The sequence below is a fragment of the Micromonospora sp. DT31 genome, assembly GCF_049841795.1.
GTDB lineage: Bacteria > Actinomycetota > Actinomycetes > Mycobacteriales > Micromonosporaceae > Micromonospora.
In genome coordinates this window covers 368,301-383,423 of record NZ_JBNCKZ010000004.1, presented here as the reverse complement: position 1 = coordinate 383,423, position 15,123 = coordinate 368,301, and the positions used below count along the sequence as shown (strand labels likewise).

Annotated in this window: 10 protein-coding genes and 1 pseudogene; 5 read left to right on the top strand and 6 right to left on the bottom strand. The window is 71.6% G+C overall.

Going from position 1 to position 15,123, the window contains the following annotated elements:
* Positions 1 to 228 (top strand): transposase family protein (locus ACLQ2X_RS10300; RefSeq protein ID WP_425680735.1); only part of this gene is annotated, 228 nt, incomplete at its 5' end.
* A gap of 12 nt (positions 229 to 240) precedes the next feature.
* Here the strand turns inward: ACLQ2X_RS10300 and ACLQ2X_RS10295 are convergent.
* The 3 genes and pseudogenes from ACLQ2X_RS10295 to ACLQ2X_RS10285 all read right to left on the bottom strand — a co-directional run.
* Positions 241 to 504, bottom strand: a pseudogene (locus tag ACLQ2X_RS10295) (hypothetical protein); the annotation flags it as partial.
* Between the two features lie 214 nt (positions 505 to 718).
* The gene (locus ACLQ2X_RS10290) at positions 719 to 7,963 is read right to left on the bottom strand and encodes a LamG-like jellyroll fold domain-containing protein (RefSeq protein ID WP_425680734.1); all 7,245 of its coding nucleotides are present in this window, start codon (positions 7,961 to 7,963) and stop codon (positions 719 to 721) included.
* Between the two features lie 404 nt (positions 7,964 to 8,367).
* Positions 8,368 to 8,541, bottom strand: coding sequence for a hypothetical protein (locus ACLQ2X_RS10285; RefSeq protein ID WP_425680733.1), 174 nt, complete (start codon positions 8,539 to 8,541; stop codon positions 8,368 to 8,370).
* 157 nt (positions 8,542 to 8,698) lie between these two features.
* Between ACLQ2X_RS10285 and ACLQ2X_RS10280 the strand changes: the two genes are divergently transcribed.
* The 4 genes from ACLQ2X_RS10280 to ACLQ2X_RS10265 all read left to right on the top strand — a co-directional run bounded on the left by ACLQ2X_RS10280 (position 8,699) and on the right by ACLQ2X_RS10265 (position 11,562).
* Positions 8,699 to 9,760, top strand: a complete 1,062-nt coding sequence (locus tag ACLQ2X_RS10280) for an alpha/beta hydrolase family protein (RefSeq protein ID WP_425680732.1) — start codon at positions 8,699 to 8,701, stop codon at positions 9,758 to 9,760.
* 67 nt (positions 9,761 to 9,827) lie between these two features.
* Positions 9,828 to 10,358: a nucleotidyltransferase domain-containing protein gene (locus ACLQ2X_RS10275; RefSeq protein WP_425680731.1), complete on the top strand. Its 531-nt coding sequence runs from the start codon at positions 9,828 to 9,830 to the stop codon at positions 10,356 to 10,358.
* A gap of 41 nt (positions 10,359 to 10,399) precedes the next feature.
* Positions 10,400 to 11,356, top strand: a complete 957-nt coding sequence (locus ACLQ2X_RS10270) for an alpha/beta hydrolase family protein (protein ID WP_425680730.1) — start codon at positions 10,400 to 10,402, stop codon at positions 11,354 to 11,356.
* 53 nt (positions 11,357 to 11,409) lie between these two features.
* Entirely contained in the window at positions 11,410 to 11,562 is a 153-nt protein-coding gene (locus ACLQ2X_RS10265; RefSeq protein WP_425680729.1) for a hypothetical protein, read from the top strand.
* 51 nt (positions 11,563 to 11,613) lie between these two features.
* Here ACLQ2X_RS10265 and ACLQ2X_RS10260 read toward each other — a convergent pair whose 3' ends face one another.
* The 3 genes from ACLQ2X_RS10260 to ACLQ2X_RS10250 all read right to left on the bottom strand — a co-directional run bounded on the left by ACLQ2X_RS10260 (position 11,614) and on the right by ACLQ2X_RS10250 (position 14,973).
* Positions 11,614 to 12,663 (bottom strand): hypothetical protein, encoded by a 1,050-nt coding sequence (locus tag ACLQ2X_RS10260; RefSeq protein WP_425680728.1) that lies wholly within the window; start codon positions 12,661 to 12,663, stop codon positions 11,614 to 11,616.
* Positions 12,664 to 12,758: 95 nt separating this feature from the next.
* A complete protein-coding gene (locus ACLQ2X_RS10255; RefSeq protein WP_425680727.1) occupies positions 12,759 to 13,721 on the bottom strand; it encodes a zinc-binding dehydrogenase in 963 nt (320 codons plus the stop codon).
* Positions 13,722 to 13,797: 76 nt separating this feature from the next.
* Complete coding sequence (locus tag ACLQ2X_RS10250; protein ID WP_425680726.1) at positions 13,798 to 14,973, bottom strand: NAD(P)-dependent malic enzyme; 1,176 nt, start codon at positions 14,971 to 14,973, stop codon at positions 13,798 to 13,800.
* Positions 14,974 to 15,123 lie beyond the last annotated feature (150 nt).

Sequence of the window (15,123 nt, the reverse complement as noted above, 5' to 3'; positions counted from 1 at the left end):
CTGCGCACTCCGTTCAAGCGGCGCCGCTTCCGCCCGAAGCTGTCACGCCGGCAGAAGGCCGTCAACCGCGCCCACGCGAAAATCCGCGCCCGCGGCGAACGCGCGATCGCCACCCTCAAGACCTGGAAGATCCTGGTCAAGCTGCGCTGCTGCCCACGACGAGCGACCCCGATCGTGCAGGCCATCCTCGTTCTGCACCACGTCGAAGCTAACCGCTACGCAGGATGAAAAAAGCTCATTGAAGCTATCAAAACTACGCCCGCGCAACTGGTCAGCAATTTGGCCCGGAATTCGGCCCGCATTGCCATGCGATCCCTGCAACCAGTTATTTCCGCGAACCGGCGCACCTTCCCTACCGCTAGCAGCACCCGGCGAGTTCCGTAGTTCTTTCGCGGTGCTTCGCCCGCAGATCGCGGCCGGCCCATCGTTGTTGTGTACGAGTACGGGTTGGTTGCCGGCGATTACATAGTACGTGTGCAGTACGGCGACCGTGAGGTCGATCATCAGCGCGGCACCGCCGAAGTTGCGGACCTGGGTGATCGTGACGGTCCGTCCGGGGCCGCCGCCCCCACTTCCGGCGCCGGTGCCGTCGCCCTCCAGACGCTTGTCGTCGTGCACCAGCAGGCGGTGCCCGACCGCGAGTTTCCCGGCGTCCACCCACTTGCGATCGGTGGCGTCCCAGAACGGGTGGTGCTGCGTGGTCTTCAGCGCTGTGGTCTTACCGGTGGTTGTCGCGCACCCGGACGTTGGTCAGGTCCTGGTCCCGGTTGTGGTGCAGAGCCACCACGCGCTCGGCACGGGTCAGGCCACTCTCGGGATCGGTGGCGACCACCCGGTCGCCCAGGGCCACGTCGCCGATGGCCTTGGTGGCGCCCCCGGCCAGCAACACCCTGGTACGCGGGTCGAAGCTGTGGGCGACGGTCCCGCAACCGCTCGTCGAACCCCGCCGCCCGGAGGGCTCGCCACGGGTCGCGTTGCGGGCACCGGCCTGCGTCTCGGCACGGCTCATGCCCGGCCCGTCCGCGCGGCCCGCGCCCGGCAGCCGGCCCCGCAGGCCCGGCACCCGGCTGGCCCCGCCGCCGAGCAGCTTGCCCCCGAGACCACCGGTGACCCGGCTCATTCCCCCGGACAGCGCGCCGTCCAGGCCGCCTTCGAGCATGGTGCTGGCGAGTTTGCCCAGGGAGAACTTCTCGTCACCACGGGCGACGTCGACCATGTAACCGGCGCCGCTGGACAGCGCCCCGGCGGCGGCCCCGGCGAGGATGAGGCAACCGACGCCGGTGGCGCACAACGCGCCCACCGCGACCGTCGCCGCGATGCCCACCGCCACCGTGGCGACGAATTTCCAGGGATCCTTCTTTATCGCCGCGACCGTGGACTTGACAGTCTGGACGGCCGCCTTGGCCGCTTTCTTGGCGGTCTCCTTGATGCACTTGCCGGCACCGCCGGAGATACATTTCTTGGTCGCGTGGTAGGCGTCCTTGACCTTCTGAACCTTCTTCTTGGCCCAGCGGACCGTCGTGTCCTTGATGACGTGGGCGGCCTTTTTCAGGTTGTGTTTGACCTGGCGGGCCGTCCGCTTCACGTCCTTCCAGGCGCGGCCCGAGCGTACGTAGTCGAACGCCTGGTAGGACGACTTGGCCAGGGTGTTGACCGCGCGGTACGTCGTCTGGATCGCCGCCACCGGGTTGGTGACCACCGAAACCGTGCTCTTGTACGCGCGCTTGAGGCTGTTCCACCCGAAGTGGCCGGTGGGGTCGGTGGTGGTCAGCGGGTTGGCGTCGCCGTACTGGAAGCGGTTGGCGTTCACCGAGTCGGGCACCGGGCTGTTGCTCACGGTGTCCCGGGTGTCGAACTGCCCGGTCTCGGTGTTGTACCACCGGGCGAGCATGTTGACCCGGCCGGTGAGGGTGTCCGTCCACTCCGACTGGTAGCCGAGGCTGCCCACCGCGCCGCTGGTGGCGAGCACCGCCCCGAGCGGGTCGTACGTGGTGGAGCCGGCCAGCGTGGTCCCGGTGGCGGTGAACTGGCCGACCACGTCGTCGTGCTGGTCGGTCCAGGCGTACCGGGAACCGGCACCGGTGCCGGTGCCCGCGGCGAGCAGCGCCCCGTCCGGGCCCCGGGTGTAGGTGGCGCCGGTGTCCTGGGCCAGGTCGTTGTCCAGGCCGGTGTACTTGAACCCGGGCATGACCGCCCGACCCAGAGCGTCGTAGCTGTAGGTGCGGGTGCCGCCGGCGGCCTGCTGGCTGGCCACCTGGTTGAAGGCGTCCGCCGTGGTGTTCAGCGTGCCGGCGCCGGAGGTGGTCCGCCGTAGCGTCCCCCGGGCGGTGTAGGCGTAGGAGATGCCGCCGCTCTGCGTGGTGAGCTGGTTGCGCTCGTCGTAGGTGAACGTCTTCGCGCCCGCCTGGGTGCGGTTGCCCGCGCCGTCGTACGCGTAGCCGATCGTGGTGGTCCCGTTGTTCCAGGTCGACAGGCGGTCGGCCAGGTCGTAGGTGTAGGTGTTGGAGGCCGAGCCGGCGAAGCCGGTGGTCACCTTCGAGGTCTCGTTGTTGTTGTTGTCGTATCCGTAGGTGATCGAGCCGAGGGTGACCGTGCCCGCCGCGTTCTTGAGCGTGTCGGTCTTCAGGCGGTGCAGCGAGTCGTAGCCGAAGCTGCGCGTGTTGCCGGAGTTGTAGGAGATCGACGCGGGCTGGGACAGGGTGTTGTACCCGACGGTCAGGTTGACGCCTGTGGTGCTGTTCGCCGCCGTCCGGAACCGCCCGGCGTTGTCGTAGGTGTAACTGGTGGTGCCGGCGGCGTCCACCCGGGACGCCATCCGGCCGTCCTTGTTGTAGGTGTACGAGGACGACTGGTTCGGTCCGCTGACCGAGGTCGGCAGGCCACGGTCGTCGTAGGCGACAGTGTCCGTGCCACCCGGGGTCGACAGCCCGGTGATCCGGCCCGCGTCGTCGTAGTCGAACGTGCGGCCGGCGGTGGCGGCTTCCGCGCCGCTGCCGGTCTGGCTGGTCAACCGACCGGCGTCGTCGTAGCCGTTGCTGATCTTGACCCCGCCGGGCGAGAGCTGGTCGGCTACCCGACCGGCCCGGTCGTAGGTCACCGTGAACGTTCGGTCGGCCGCCGCGGGGAAGGCCGGCGTCGACGGCTCGATCTGCGACTCCGGCAGCCCCCAGCTGTTGTACGTGGTCCAGAACGAGTTGGCCCGGCCGTCGGTGAACCGGGTGCGGTGCCCGGCGGCGTCGTACCCGAATCCGGTCTGGATCGTGGTCGTCGCGGTCACCGGCTGGATCTCACTGGTCAGGCGGTCCAGCGCGTCGTAGCCGAAGGTGGTGGTCGTGGTGCGACCGTCGGTCGACGAGGTCATGTTGCCGTTGTCGTCGTATCCCATCGAGCGGGTGACGAGCACGGCCCCGGCGGCGTCCAGGTTCTGCTGCCGGACCAGCCGGCCGATCGGGTCGTAGGTGGCCGTCGTGGCCGTGTTGTCCGGCATGGTGATCTTCGTGGTGCGCCCCAGCCCGTCGTACTGCTGGCGGGTCGTGTTGTTGGCGCCGTCCGTGGTGGTCAGCGGCGCGCCGGTGAAGTCGTACGTGCTGGACGTACGGACCCCGGCGGCGCTGGTGACGGAGAGCGGCCAGGGCCCCTGCCCGAGGGCGCCGGTGCCGTAGTCGAAGGTGGCGGTGTTGGTCTCGGCGGTCTGCCGGACCACCTGGCTGGCGGTGAGCGGACGGTCCATGAAGTCGTACGTCGACGACGTCTTCGCCCCGGTCGCGTCGACCGACTCCTGTAGGCGGCCCAACTTGTCGAACGTGGCCCGGGAGACCTTGCCGAGCGGGTCGGTGACCTTCACCCGGTTGCCCAACGAGTCGTACTCGTAGCTGCTCACCGCGGCGTCGGCGGTGGTCACGGACCTGACCTGGTCCAGCTTGTCGTAGCTGGTGCGGACCGTCGCGCCGACGATCGGCGCGCCGCCCGGCGGCGTGTAGTCGGGCGAGATCACCTCGACCGGACGGCCCAGCGCGTCGACCCGGGTGCGGGTGACGTTGGCGAGCGGATCCTGGGTCTCGACCACCTCGCCGAACGTGTTGTAGCCGATGCGTGACACCGGCACCACAGGCACGGGGTTGCCGCCGTAGACCTCGGAGGTGACGCTCGGCTCGACCGTCTTGACCAGCTGGCCCGCCTGGTCGTACTCGTAGGAGGTGACGTTGCCCCTGGGGTCCCTGACGGCGGTGGTGTTGCCGAGCTTGTCGATCGTGTAGTTGGTGGTCGGGCCGGTGGCGGAGCCGAGCGGGTTGCCGGTGCGGCCGTTGCCCGCCCCGTAGAGCGTGGTGATGTCCGTGCCGGACAGGGCGCGCGAGTACATCTGCACGTTGTCGATCGCGCCGGTGTAGGCGGTGTTCGCGCCACCGATGAAGCCGCCGCCGATGTCGGGCGAGGATGAGGCGAACGGGGTGGGGTTGGTGGCCCCGGTGCCCGCGGCGCCGTTGACGTAGAGGCTGACCGCCTTGGTGCCGGCGTTGTAGACGCCGACCAGGTGGACCCACGTGTTGGCGGTCAACGCCGCACTCGACGTCGCCGAGTAGGTGGCCGCCGGGCTGGCCGCGTCGGCGGACGGCATCCGGAAGGCCCACTTGTTCAGCGCCTTGTTGTACTCCAGGAAGAACGCCCCGTTGTTCTGCCCGGCCTGCGCCACCGCGGTCTGGTTGGCCAGGAAGTCCTTCGGCTTGACCCAGGCCGAGACCGAGTACGACCGGGTGGTGTCCAGGCTGCCGCTGTAGACGCCGAACCCACGGCCGTTGAAGGTGGCGAACCCGCCGCCCATCGTGACCGTCGTGCCCGCGTTGGCGTCCCACGCCGAGGGCGAGGAGTCGTACGCGATGTTGTAGCCGTCGCTGAGCGTCGTCTCGTCGAGCTTGAACCAGGCGGTCGGCGCCACCGTCGGGTCGGCCTCCACCCGCTCGGAGGTCATCCGGCCCAACGGGTCGTAGGTGCGGCTGGTGCTGCTCAGCACGTTCGCCCCGCCGTCGGAACTGGACCGTGTGGTCAGCACGTGGTCGTCGGCGTCGAACGTGTAGCTGGTGGTGCGCTCGGTGCCGTAGGCGTCGTTCGGCGACCCGGTGCGGATCTGCACCACCCGGTTGGCGTTGTCGTACTGGTAAGAGGTCTGGGTGGCCCCGTTGTTCGTGGTCTGCTTCTCCAGTTCGCCGTCCGGACGGTGGATGTTCTCCTCCACCACGTACGTCTTGACGCCGTCGGTGCGGGTGACCCGGCGCAGCGTCCCGTCGCCGTTGTAGACGTAGTTGGTGGTGTAGTTCATGGCGTCGGTGTCGGAGGCGAGGTTGCCGTCCGGGAAGTACGCCTTGGAACTGGTCTGGGTGGTGGTGCCGTCCGCCCCCGTCACGGCGGTGGTCAGCTCGTTGCCCTCGCCGTCGAAGGTCTTGCGGACGGCCCGCAGCACGTCGCCGGCGGGGCACGGATCACCCGGCGCCGGGTCGCTGTCACAGGTCACCTCGGCTGTGGTGTTGCCGTAGACGTCGTAGTTCAGAACCGTCACGACACCTACCGGGCTGACCGACTTGATCATTCGGCCGTGGTCGTCGTAGAAGGCCTGCACGGTCCGGTCGGCGTCCCCGCCGGTGCTGTCGCGAACGGTCCGCCCGCTCACGTTGCCGTCGGCGTCGTAGCTGGTCACGGTCTGCGCCGTGTGGGTGGCCCCGGTGACCTGGTTCAGCACCGGCGGCTCGTTCTGCTCAAGCACCTGCCCCTCGGCGTCGTACCGGATCGTGGTGGTCAGGTCGCCGAGGGTGTCGGTCTTCACCACCTTGCCGACGGTCCGGCCGAGACCGTCGTAGCGGAACTCGGTCACCAGACCGGAACCATCGGTCATCCGCACGACGTCACCGGCGGCGTTGTACTCGTTGGTCTGGGTCGTGCCCCCGGTGCTGGTGGTCACCAGCGGCAGCCCGGCGGGGGTGACCCCGCCGCCGACAGCCGGCGTGGCCGCCGTCGTGTACGTGACGGTCGTCGTCTTGCCGGCCGGGTAGCCGGCGACCGCCGGGGTGGTGGTGCTGGTCCGGTTTCCCGCGGTGTCGTAGCCGAACCGGGTGAGGAAGGACGGGTCGGTGGCCGAGTACGAGTTGGCGCTCCGGTGTTCGATCAACTGGTCGTTGCGCGGATCCGGGGTGAGGACCTTGGTGGTCGCGTCCGGGAAGTAGGTGAAGTAGGCCGTGTTGCAGGTGGTCGACGTCAGGCAGGCCGAGGTGCGGATCGTGTTGCCACGGACGTCCCGACCCGTCTCGGTCTTGTTGCGCAGCGGGTCGAAGGTCACCGAGCCGAAGCCGCCGATGTCGTAGCCGTAGGTCGTGGTGTTGCCCAGCACGTCCGTGGAAGCGATCAGGCGGTTGCCGTTGACCAGGTCGAAGACCTGCTTCGACACGTTGCCCTTGGGGTCGGTGACGGCGGTGGTGGTGATCGGGGTGAGCGTCGAGCCGGTGGTCGCGGCGCCCGGCTGCGTGGTGCTCTGGGACGCCTTCCAGTGCCGGTCGACGTCCGCCGCGCTCAACATCGTGTTGTAGCTGGCGAACTCGGCGATGTTGCCGGTGAAGTAGGAGATGTCCTGGGTGGAGCCGGGCCAGCCCTTGGTGATGCCGGTGCCGAGGTAGGTGCCCATCGGCGCGAGGTCGGTGAAGGTGCCGGCGTGCCCGCCGACCATCTGGCCGTCCAGGTAGAGCAACTGCTGGGTGGTGTCCACGGTCAGCGCGACGTGGTGCCACCTGCCGTCGTTCACCTTGGCCGGTGACTGCACCACCGGGGAACTGGGTGCCCAGAACTCGCCCCGCAGGTAGCCGTCGCCGCCCACGTAGAGCGCGGGCGTCCAGGTGGTGGCGCCCGTGGTGGACGGGGGCAGGGTCTGGTCACCGTTGGTGTAGCCCAGCAACACACCGCTCTTGGCGTTGTTGGCCGGGGTCTTGAACCACATCTCCACGGACCGGGTCTGGTTGCGGGTGGTGCCGAGGCGGGCCATCGAACCCAGTTCCACATAGCCGTTGGCGCCGTTCAGGACGGCGCCGTACGAGTCGGGGAACGGGCTGGTGGTGTTGGGCTGGGTGGTGTTGAAGGTGACGTTGCGGTACCGCGAGTCGTCGAACTCGCCCCGCACCTCGTTGACCGGCTTGGTGGGCGCGGAGACGTCGGCGAGCCGGAAGTAGTGCTGCGGCTGTGACCCGAGCACCGCCGAGACGTACACCAGGCTGGAGCCGCCTGTGGTCGGCGCGCCGACCTTCCAGGTCCCGCCCTGCTCGTCGGTCACCTGGGACACCCGCTCGGTGACCGGGTCGTACTGGACGTCCGCCTGCACCCGGCCGCCCGGGGTGGTGATGTGCGACAACACCGGATAGGCCGCACGGCCGCTGCCGCTCAGCGCGGTCACCGCGTTCGCGGTCAGGGCCCGGTTGTAGTAGACGACATCGGCGATCGTGCCGGTGAAGAAGTTCGCGGTGGCGGCGGTGTTCGGCTGCGCGGGCCAGCCACCGCCGAGGAACCCGGCGCCGACGTAGGCGTTGGACATGCCGACGTCCAACCTGATGGACGCGGTGACCGAACCGACCTGGGTGCCGTCGAGGTAGAGGGCCTGACTGCCGCCGTTGCCGGCCAGCGCCACGTGGTGCCACTGGCCATCGGTGACGGTGCCCGGCGTCGTCAGGACGTTGCTGACGTTGCCGGTCCAGAGCAGGCCGCGCAGCTTGCCGTCCGAGCCGACGTAGAGGGTGGGGGTGAACGACTTGGTGGATGTGGCGCCGGCGGTGACCGGGTCGACCTGCTGGCTGAAGAGCACGCCGGTCGGCGTGGTGGTCTTGAACCACATGCTGATCGACTGGTAGGAGCCCTCGGTTACCTCCTTCGAGGGCAGCTTCACCAGGGACGAGGTGCCGTTGAAGACCGCGGCGGTGGAGGAAGAGCTCGGCACCGGGCCGGCCGCCCCGAGCGTGACGTTGCTGTAGGTGCTGCGGCACGCGCGTCGTCACCGGCGAGACCCTTGCTGTCGGTAAGCAGACAGGCGGTCACGTCGCGGTACCGGCGCTCACGGGGCGCCCCGTCGGAGTCCGGCCATGCCAACCAGACGATCACAAGCGCGATCACCGCGACCGCCGCCAGTGCGACCTGAACCGGCCGTCGCCGTATCACCTCGCGCACCTGCGCACCTCCCCCGTGCCGTACGCCGCGGCTGCGGCGCGGCCGAGGATACGGCCGCATCCGGGCACCGTCGATCCCCGGCCGGACCGGGCATCGGCCGACCGGCGGGACCGGACAACGGCACGGCTCGCGCGGACGACGGGCCCGCGGGCCCTAGCTGTAGTGCGTGGCGACGGCTCAGCCGAGAGCCAGCCAGGCGACCAGGGCCACGACCACCACGACGGCGACGGCGGCGCCGGCGATCAGGGGCAGTCGCGACGGACCGGACGCCGCCGCGGCCGGCTCGGGCGTGTTGACGAAAGCGCGGAACTGCGCGGTGTTGCCGCTCGTGTCGGTCTGGTTCTCAGCCATGCGCGTGACCCTAGCGAAGCCCGCCGACCGGCACCGTCCCGCCGGGCCGGTGTCGCGTCGGCGGCCCGGTTCCGCGCGGATCCGGACCGGCCGGTGGAGGCGTGGCCCGGCCGGACGGCGGGCGCGGACGGACCACCCGGCCGCCTACCGTGCAGGTGTGAGGGGACTGCGGCTGGTCGCCGTGCTGACGACGGCGCTGCTGGTCGGTTGCGGCACGGCCGTCACCGGCCCCGACCCGGCCCCGGCCGGCGTCCGGCCCGCGCCGGACCACACGTACCCGGTCGGGATGCGGCAGTTCATCCTCGACCCGGACGGCAACCGGCCGCTGCCGGTCACCGTCTGGTATCCGGCCGACCTGCCCGCGGCACCGCCGGAGACGGTCAGCCCGCCGCACACCCCCGTCTGGACCGATCCTGTTGCCGTCGCCGCGCCCGGCCGCGCGCCGACCGTGATCAGCGGGTCGGGCGCCACCTCGGCCGTACCGGCCGGCCCTCGCCCGGAGAGCGGGCCGCGCGTGCGGCCGGGCGCGCCGTTCGCGGCCGGCCGGTTCCCGGTGGTCCTCCACAGCCACGGGCTGCGCAGCCTGCCCGCCCTGCACGCCGCGCTGACCAGCCGCTGGGCGGCCGCCGGGTTCGTGGTGGTCGCACCCACCTACCCGCGTACGAACCTGCGCGCCCGCCGGTACACCCGCGACGACGTACGCAACCAGCCCGCCGACGCCTGGCGGCTGGTCCGTCACCTGGTCCACCTCGGCACCCGTCCCGGCGATCCGCTCGGCGCGCACCTGGCTGTCGACCGGTTCGCCGCCGCCGGGCACTCGGCGGGCGGTCACACCACCCTCGGCATGTTCGCCTCGGGGCAGCCGTCGCCGTTGCGGGCCGGAATCGTGATCGCCGGAGGCCGGATGGTCGCCGGCTTCTCCCGGCCGCTGGCGCCGATGCTGTTCGTGCACGGCAGCGCCGACCGGATCGTGCCGGAGTCGATCGGCCGGGCCGCGTACGCCCGCTGCCTCGGCCCGGCCGCCTTCCTGAGCCTGCGTGGTCAGGGCCACGGCGAGTACCTGACACCGGGCCGGTCCGGCTTCGCCCAGGTGCTCGCCACCACGACCGATTTCCTGCGCTGGACGCTCTACGCCGACCGCGCCGCCCTGCACCGCCTCCCCACCGACGCGAGCCTCCCCGGCACCACGACCCTCACCACCCGCTCCGTCCCCACCTGACCCGCCCACCGCCGGCGCGTCGACGGTGCGGGCGGCGGGAACCGCTGGGGGTGGGTAGCGTGCCGGTGTGGACGGGCTGGGGGAACGGCAACTGGGCGCCATCGGGGAGGTCGTCGGCCTTGCCCGGGCCGCCGGGATCGACGTGTGGTTGCGCGGCGGCTGGGCGATGGACTTCCACCTCGGCGAGGTGACCCGCCGGCACGTGGACGTCGACTGGTACTGCTGGCGGCGCGACGCCGAAACGCTTGCCGACCGGCTCGGCGCGCTGCGCTGGCGGCCCGACCCCGCCATGCCGGCGACGCAACTCGATCTGCTGCGCGACGACGTCGAGCTGAGCTTCGCCTACCTCGACCGGGACGCCGCGGGCCGGGTCGTCGTCGGCGCCGGTCCGTGGGCCGGCACGGTGCTGCCCGAGGGCATGCTGACCGCCCCGCCGGGCCGAATCGGCGCCCTCGCGGCACCTGTCATCAGCGTGGCCGCGCAGATCGAGTTCAAGGAGATGTACCCGGTCTGGATGCCGGAGCGCCCGCGCCGGGCCAAGGACGCCGCCGACCTGGCACGTCTGCGCGCGTCCACAGGCGGTCAACCGCTGCGCTGACCGGGGCCTGGACGCCGGGATCGCGAGGCACAATCGAGTTCATGCGCCGTCGTCCCACCGCCCTCGTCACCGCCGCCCTGCTCGCCGCCGCCCTCACCGGCTGTTCGGAGCCGACCGCGCCGGCCGAATCGCCCGCCACCGCTGCACCCTCCGCCGCGCCCACCCCCGAGGTCCCGGCCGGTGCGGCGCCCGCGGAGCGCTTCGCGGTCGGCGTACGCCAGGTGAAACTCAACCGGGGCGGCGACCGCGCGTTGCCGGTGACGTTGTGGTACCCGGCCGGTGGCGCGGCCGGTGGCGCGGTCAAGCGGTCCGTCCCGGCGGCGGACGGGCGGTTCCCGGTGGTGCTGTTCAGCCACGGGTTGGGTGCCCGGCCGGAGGACTACCAGGTGTTGCTGACCCGCTGGGTGGCGGCTGGTTTCGTGGTCGCCGCCCCGCGTTTCCCGCACACCTCCACCGGCGGCGACGGCAGTGTCCTGGACGTGCTCAACCAGCCGGCCGACGTGTCGTACGTGTTGACCCAGGTGCTCGCCCTCGGCGAGAAGGCAGGCGACCCGCTGCGGGGCCGGCTGGACCCGGAGCAGGTCGCCGCGACCGGCCACAGCGCCGGCGGGGTGACCACGATCGGGCTGTTCACCACGGGCCGCGACGCCCGGCTGGACGCGGGCATCGTCCTCGCCGGCACCGGGCTGGGCGTGGGCACCGCGTTCGCCGGCACCGTGGCACCGCAACTGTTCGTGCACGGTCAGGCCGACGAGGTGGTGGAGTACGCCGCCGGGAAGGCCGTCTTCGACGCGGTGCCGTGGCCGAAGGCGATGCTGAGCCTGCCCAAGGGTGACCACGGGCGGGGGCTGCTCAGCGACGCCAGATCGTTGAGCGTGGTCGCCGACACCACGACCGAGTTCCTCCGCTGGACGCTCTACGGCGACGCCGCCGCGAAGGAGCGTCTCCCCAGCCGGGCCACCCGCGGTGACGTGGCCGCCTTCGACGACCGCCTGTGAGGAGGGGCCCTCTCTCAACGCCTCCGGTAGAGGAGGCACCGACGGAGCACCTGATGGCCCGAACCCAGCCTCACCCCGCCGAGCCGAACCGCACGATGACCTCGATCGCCAAGCTGCTTGGCGCATCTCGCAGCACCCTGTACAGCGCGCTGCCTGGCCTCGTTCCGACCCGACGCAACGACCAGGCCGCCCTGCAAGACTGGTGAGCAGCGGCATTGTGCTGTCTGGTTCGTGATCGGTGCGCTGATCTACGTCGGCTACGGCTGCCGCCGGTCGGCGCTGGCCCGGCGAAGCCCGTCCTGTCCCTCCGGCTCGTCCGGTCCGTCGGGGCGCTCCGGGCCGGCCGGGCGGTAGCCGAGGGCCGGCGGGAAGGCCAGCAGCAACGCCATCCCGAGGCCGGCGAGCACCCCGGACAGCGAGAGGAGCACGTCGGAATCGGCGCTGCTGATGGCGGTGTTGCCGGCCATCGCCGTCAGCGGCGCGCCCGGGTTGAGCAGCGTGGTGCCGATGACCACGATCAGCAGCATCGCGTGTGGGCCGAGCAGGGCCGCCAGGGCGGCGAAGGCGTGCCAGCGCCAGACCGGCCGCCCGTCGGGCCAGTCCCAGGCCAGCAGGGTGACCCCGGTCAGCAGCACCGTAACGAGCAGCACTCCGGGCAGGATCCGCGAGTCGGGCGGCACCGCCCGCACCAGCAGGACGGCGGCGGTGACCGCCGCGCCGATCCCAACCGCCAGCCGCTGCCGGGCCGGGTGCCACCTCGGGGCCGCCGCCAGCGCGCAAGCGAGGGTCAGGGCCAGCAGCAGCAGGCTCGTGACGACAGCTGCCCAGTTCAATTCCGTTTCCCGGTCGGTCGGTGACTCGATGGCCGCAGCGACCAGGACCGACACTCCGGTGACGCAGGCGGTGGCGACCAGCGCCCGCCGACCGCGGCCACCGCGCTGCCGGCGTACGGCGAGTGCGGCGGCACCGGCGACGGCCGCGCAGCCGGCGACGGCGAGCAGGACGGTGAAACCCGTGCCGGTGGGGTCGGCCCGGTCCACGGCCACGTCGACGGCCATCCACGCGCCACCCAGCAGCACCGCCGGAACACTCCACCGGCGGTTGCCACCACCGGCCAGCACGAGCCCCGCCACCGCCCCGACGATCACGACGAAGCGCAGGTCACGGGCCCAGTAGGCGTTGTTGCCGGGCGGCACCTCGGGCCACGGCCCCACCTGCTCTGTCAGCGGTTGCAGGACGGTCATCCCGAGCGCCCAGAGCACTGCGGCGACCGCGGCGAGGAGGAGCCCGGCAGGACGTAGACGCATGTGCATGTGCCGCATCCTAGCCGGCCGTCCCCCGACCGGCGGCCCCGGATTGCGTAGATCGGATGCCGCCCGACGGACAGGCCCCGCCTAACACCTCAGGCGGTGTGGTCGACGACCACCTTGCCGAAGACCTCACCGGAGTGCAGCCGGGCGAACGCCTCGGAGATCTCGCTGAACGGCACCACCCGGTCGACCACCGGGCGCACCTCGTGCTCGGCGCAGAACGCCAACAGCTCGGTGAGCTCGTCCGGGGTACCCATCGAGGTGCCGAGGATCTCCAGTTGCATGGCGAAGACCCGACGCAGGTTGACCTTGGGCTCGTGTCCGGCGGTGGCGCCGGAAACCACGATCCGGGCCATCGGGGCGGCCGACTTCAGCGAGTGGTCGAAGGTGGCCGCGCCGACCGTCTCGATCACCACGTCGACCCGTTCCGGCAGCCGCGCGCCGGGCTCCAGCGCGGTCGCGCCCAGCGCGGTGATCCGCTCCCGCTTGGCGGCGTCGCGGCTGGTCGCGTACACCCGCTTGCCGAGCGCGACGCCGAGCGCGACGGCCGCGGTGGCCACGCCCCCGCCGGCGCCCTGGACCAGCACCGACTCGCCGTCGGCGACCCGCCCTCTGGTGGTGAGCATCCGCCAGGCGGTGAGCCAGGCCGTGGGCAGGCACGCCGCGTCGGTCGCGGACAGGCCGTCGGGCAGGGGCAGCAGGTTCATCCGGGGTACGGCGACCAGCTCGGCGAACGTGCCCTGGTAATGCTCGGAGAGGATGGAGACCCCACGCGGGTCGCCCGGGGTGGGCACCACCGGGTAGATGACCACCTCGTTGCCGTCCGGGTCGGTGCCGACGGCGTCGCAGCCGAGGATCATCGGGAGCTGGCCGGCGTTCAGGCCCACGCCGCGCAGCGACCAGAGGTCGTGGTGGTTGAGCGAGCTGGCCCGCACCCGCACGGTGACCCAGTCGTCCTGCGGGTGGGTCGGCTCGGGACGGTCGCCGACGGCGAGCGCGGCGAGCGGGTTGTCGGCGTCGAAGGCGGTGGCATAGGCAGCACGCATGATCGGCACGGTAACAAGCTGGGCAGCGGTTAAGAAGGGGCCCTTCCTCTACCGGAGGCGTTAGGAAGGGCCCCTTCCTTGCACGTCAGCGGCGGGCGACGCCGTCGTGGCGGGCGGCTTCGGCGACCGCCGCGGCCACCGCCGGGGCGACCCGCGGGTCCAGCGGCGACGGCACGATCGCGTCGGCGGTCAGCGACTCGGCCACCACGCCGGCGATGGCGTCGGCCGCGGCCACCTTCATGCCCTCGGTGACCCGGGTGGCCCCGGCGTCGAGCGCGCCCCGGAACACGCCGGGGAACGCGAGCACGTTGTTGATCTGGTTCGGGTAGTCGCTGCGTCCGGTGGCGACCACCGCCACATGCCGGGCGGCCACCTCCGGGTGGACCTCCGGGGTGGGGTTGGCGAGCGCGAACACGATGCCGCCGGGGGCCATGCCGGCCACCGCCGCCTCGGGGATCTGGCCGCCGGAGACACCGATCAGCACGTCCGCGCCGCGCAGCGCCTCGGTGACGTCGCCCTGCCGACCCTCGGCGTTGGTGAGTTCGGCCAGTTCGGCCTTGGTGCCGGTCAGCTCCCGGTGCCGGCCGATGATGCCGCGCGAGTCGCACACCACCACCCGCTCGGGGTCGACGCCGCCGGCGATCAGCATCTTGGTCACCGCCACGCCGGCCGCGCCGGCGCCGCTGACCGTCACCCGCAGGTCGCCGAGCTTTCGGTTGAGCAGCGTGGCGGCGTTGCGCAGCGCGGCCAGCACCACGATCGCGGTGCCGTGCTGGTCGTCGTGGAAGACCGGGATGTCCAGCGCCTCGTCGAGCCGGCGCTCCACCTCGAAGCAGCGGGGGGCGCTGATGTCCTCCAGGTTGATCCCGCCGAACGAGGGCGCGAGGGCCCGCACCGTCGCGACGATCTCGTCCACGTCCTGGGTGTCCAGGCAGACCGGGACCGCGTCCACGCCCCCGAACTGCTTGAACAGCACCGCCTTGCCCTCCATCACGGGCAGCGCCGCGCGGGGGCCGATGTTGCCGAGACCGAGTACTGCGGAACCGTCGGTGACCACGGCGACGGTGTGCGACACCCAGGTGTAGGTGTCGGCGAGCGCCGGGTCGGCGGCGATCGCCTCGCAGACCCGGGCCACGCCCGGGGTGTACGCGAGGGAGAGGTCCTCCCGGCTGGTCAGCGGCACCGTCGAGGCGACGGCCATCTTGCCGCCGACGTGCAGCCGGAAGACGGGATCAGCGGGGTCCGGGGTGGACGTAGACATGGTGACTCCAGGATCTGTCGAGCAGACGGACCGGCCGGCTCGGCACGCGTGGTCAGCGACCGGCGGGGCGGCGGTGCGGGGGTCACCCGAGCACTTTCCGAGCATAGCCAGGCCTCGGCGCCCAGGATGTGAGCGGGGTCATATCCACCG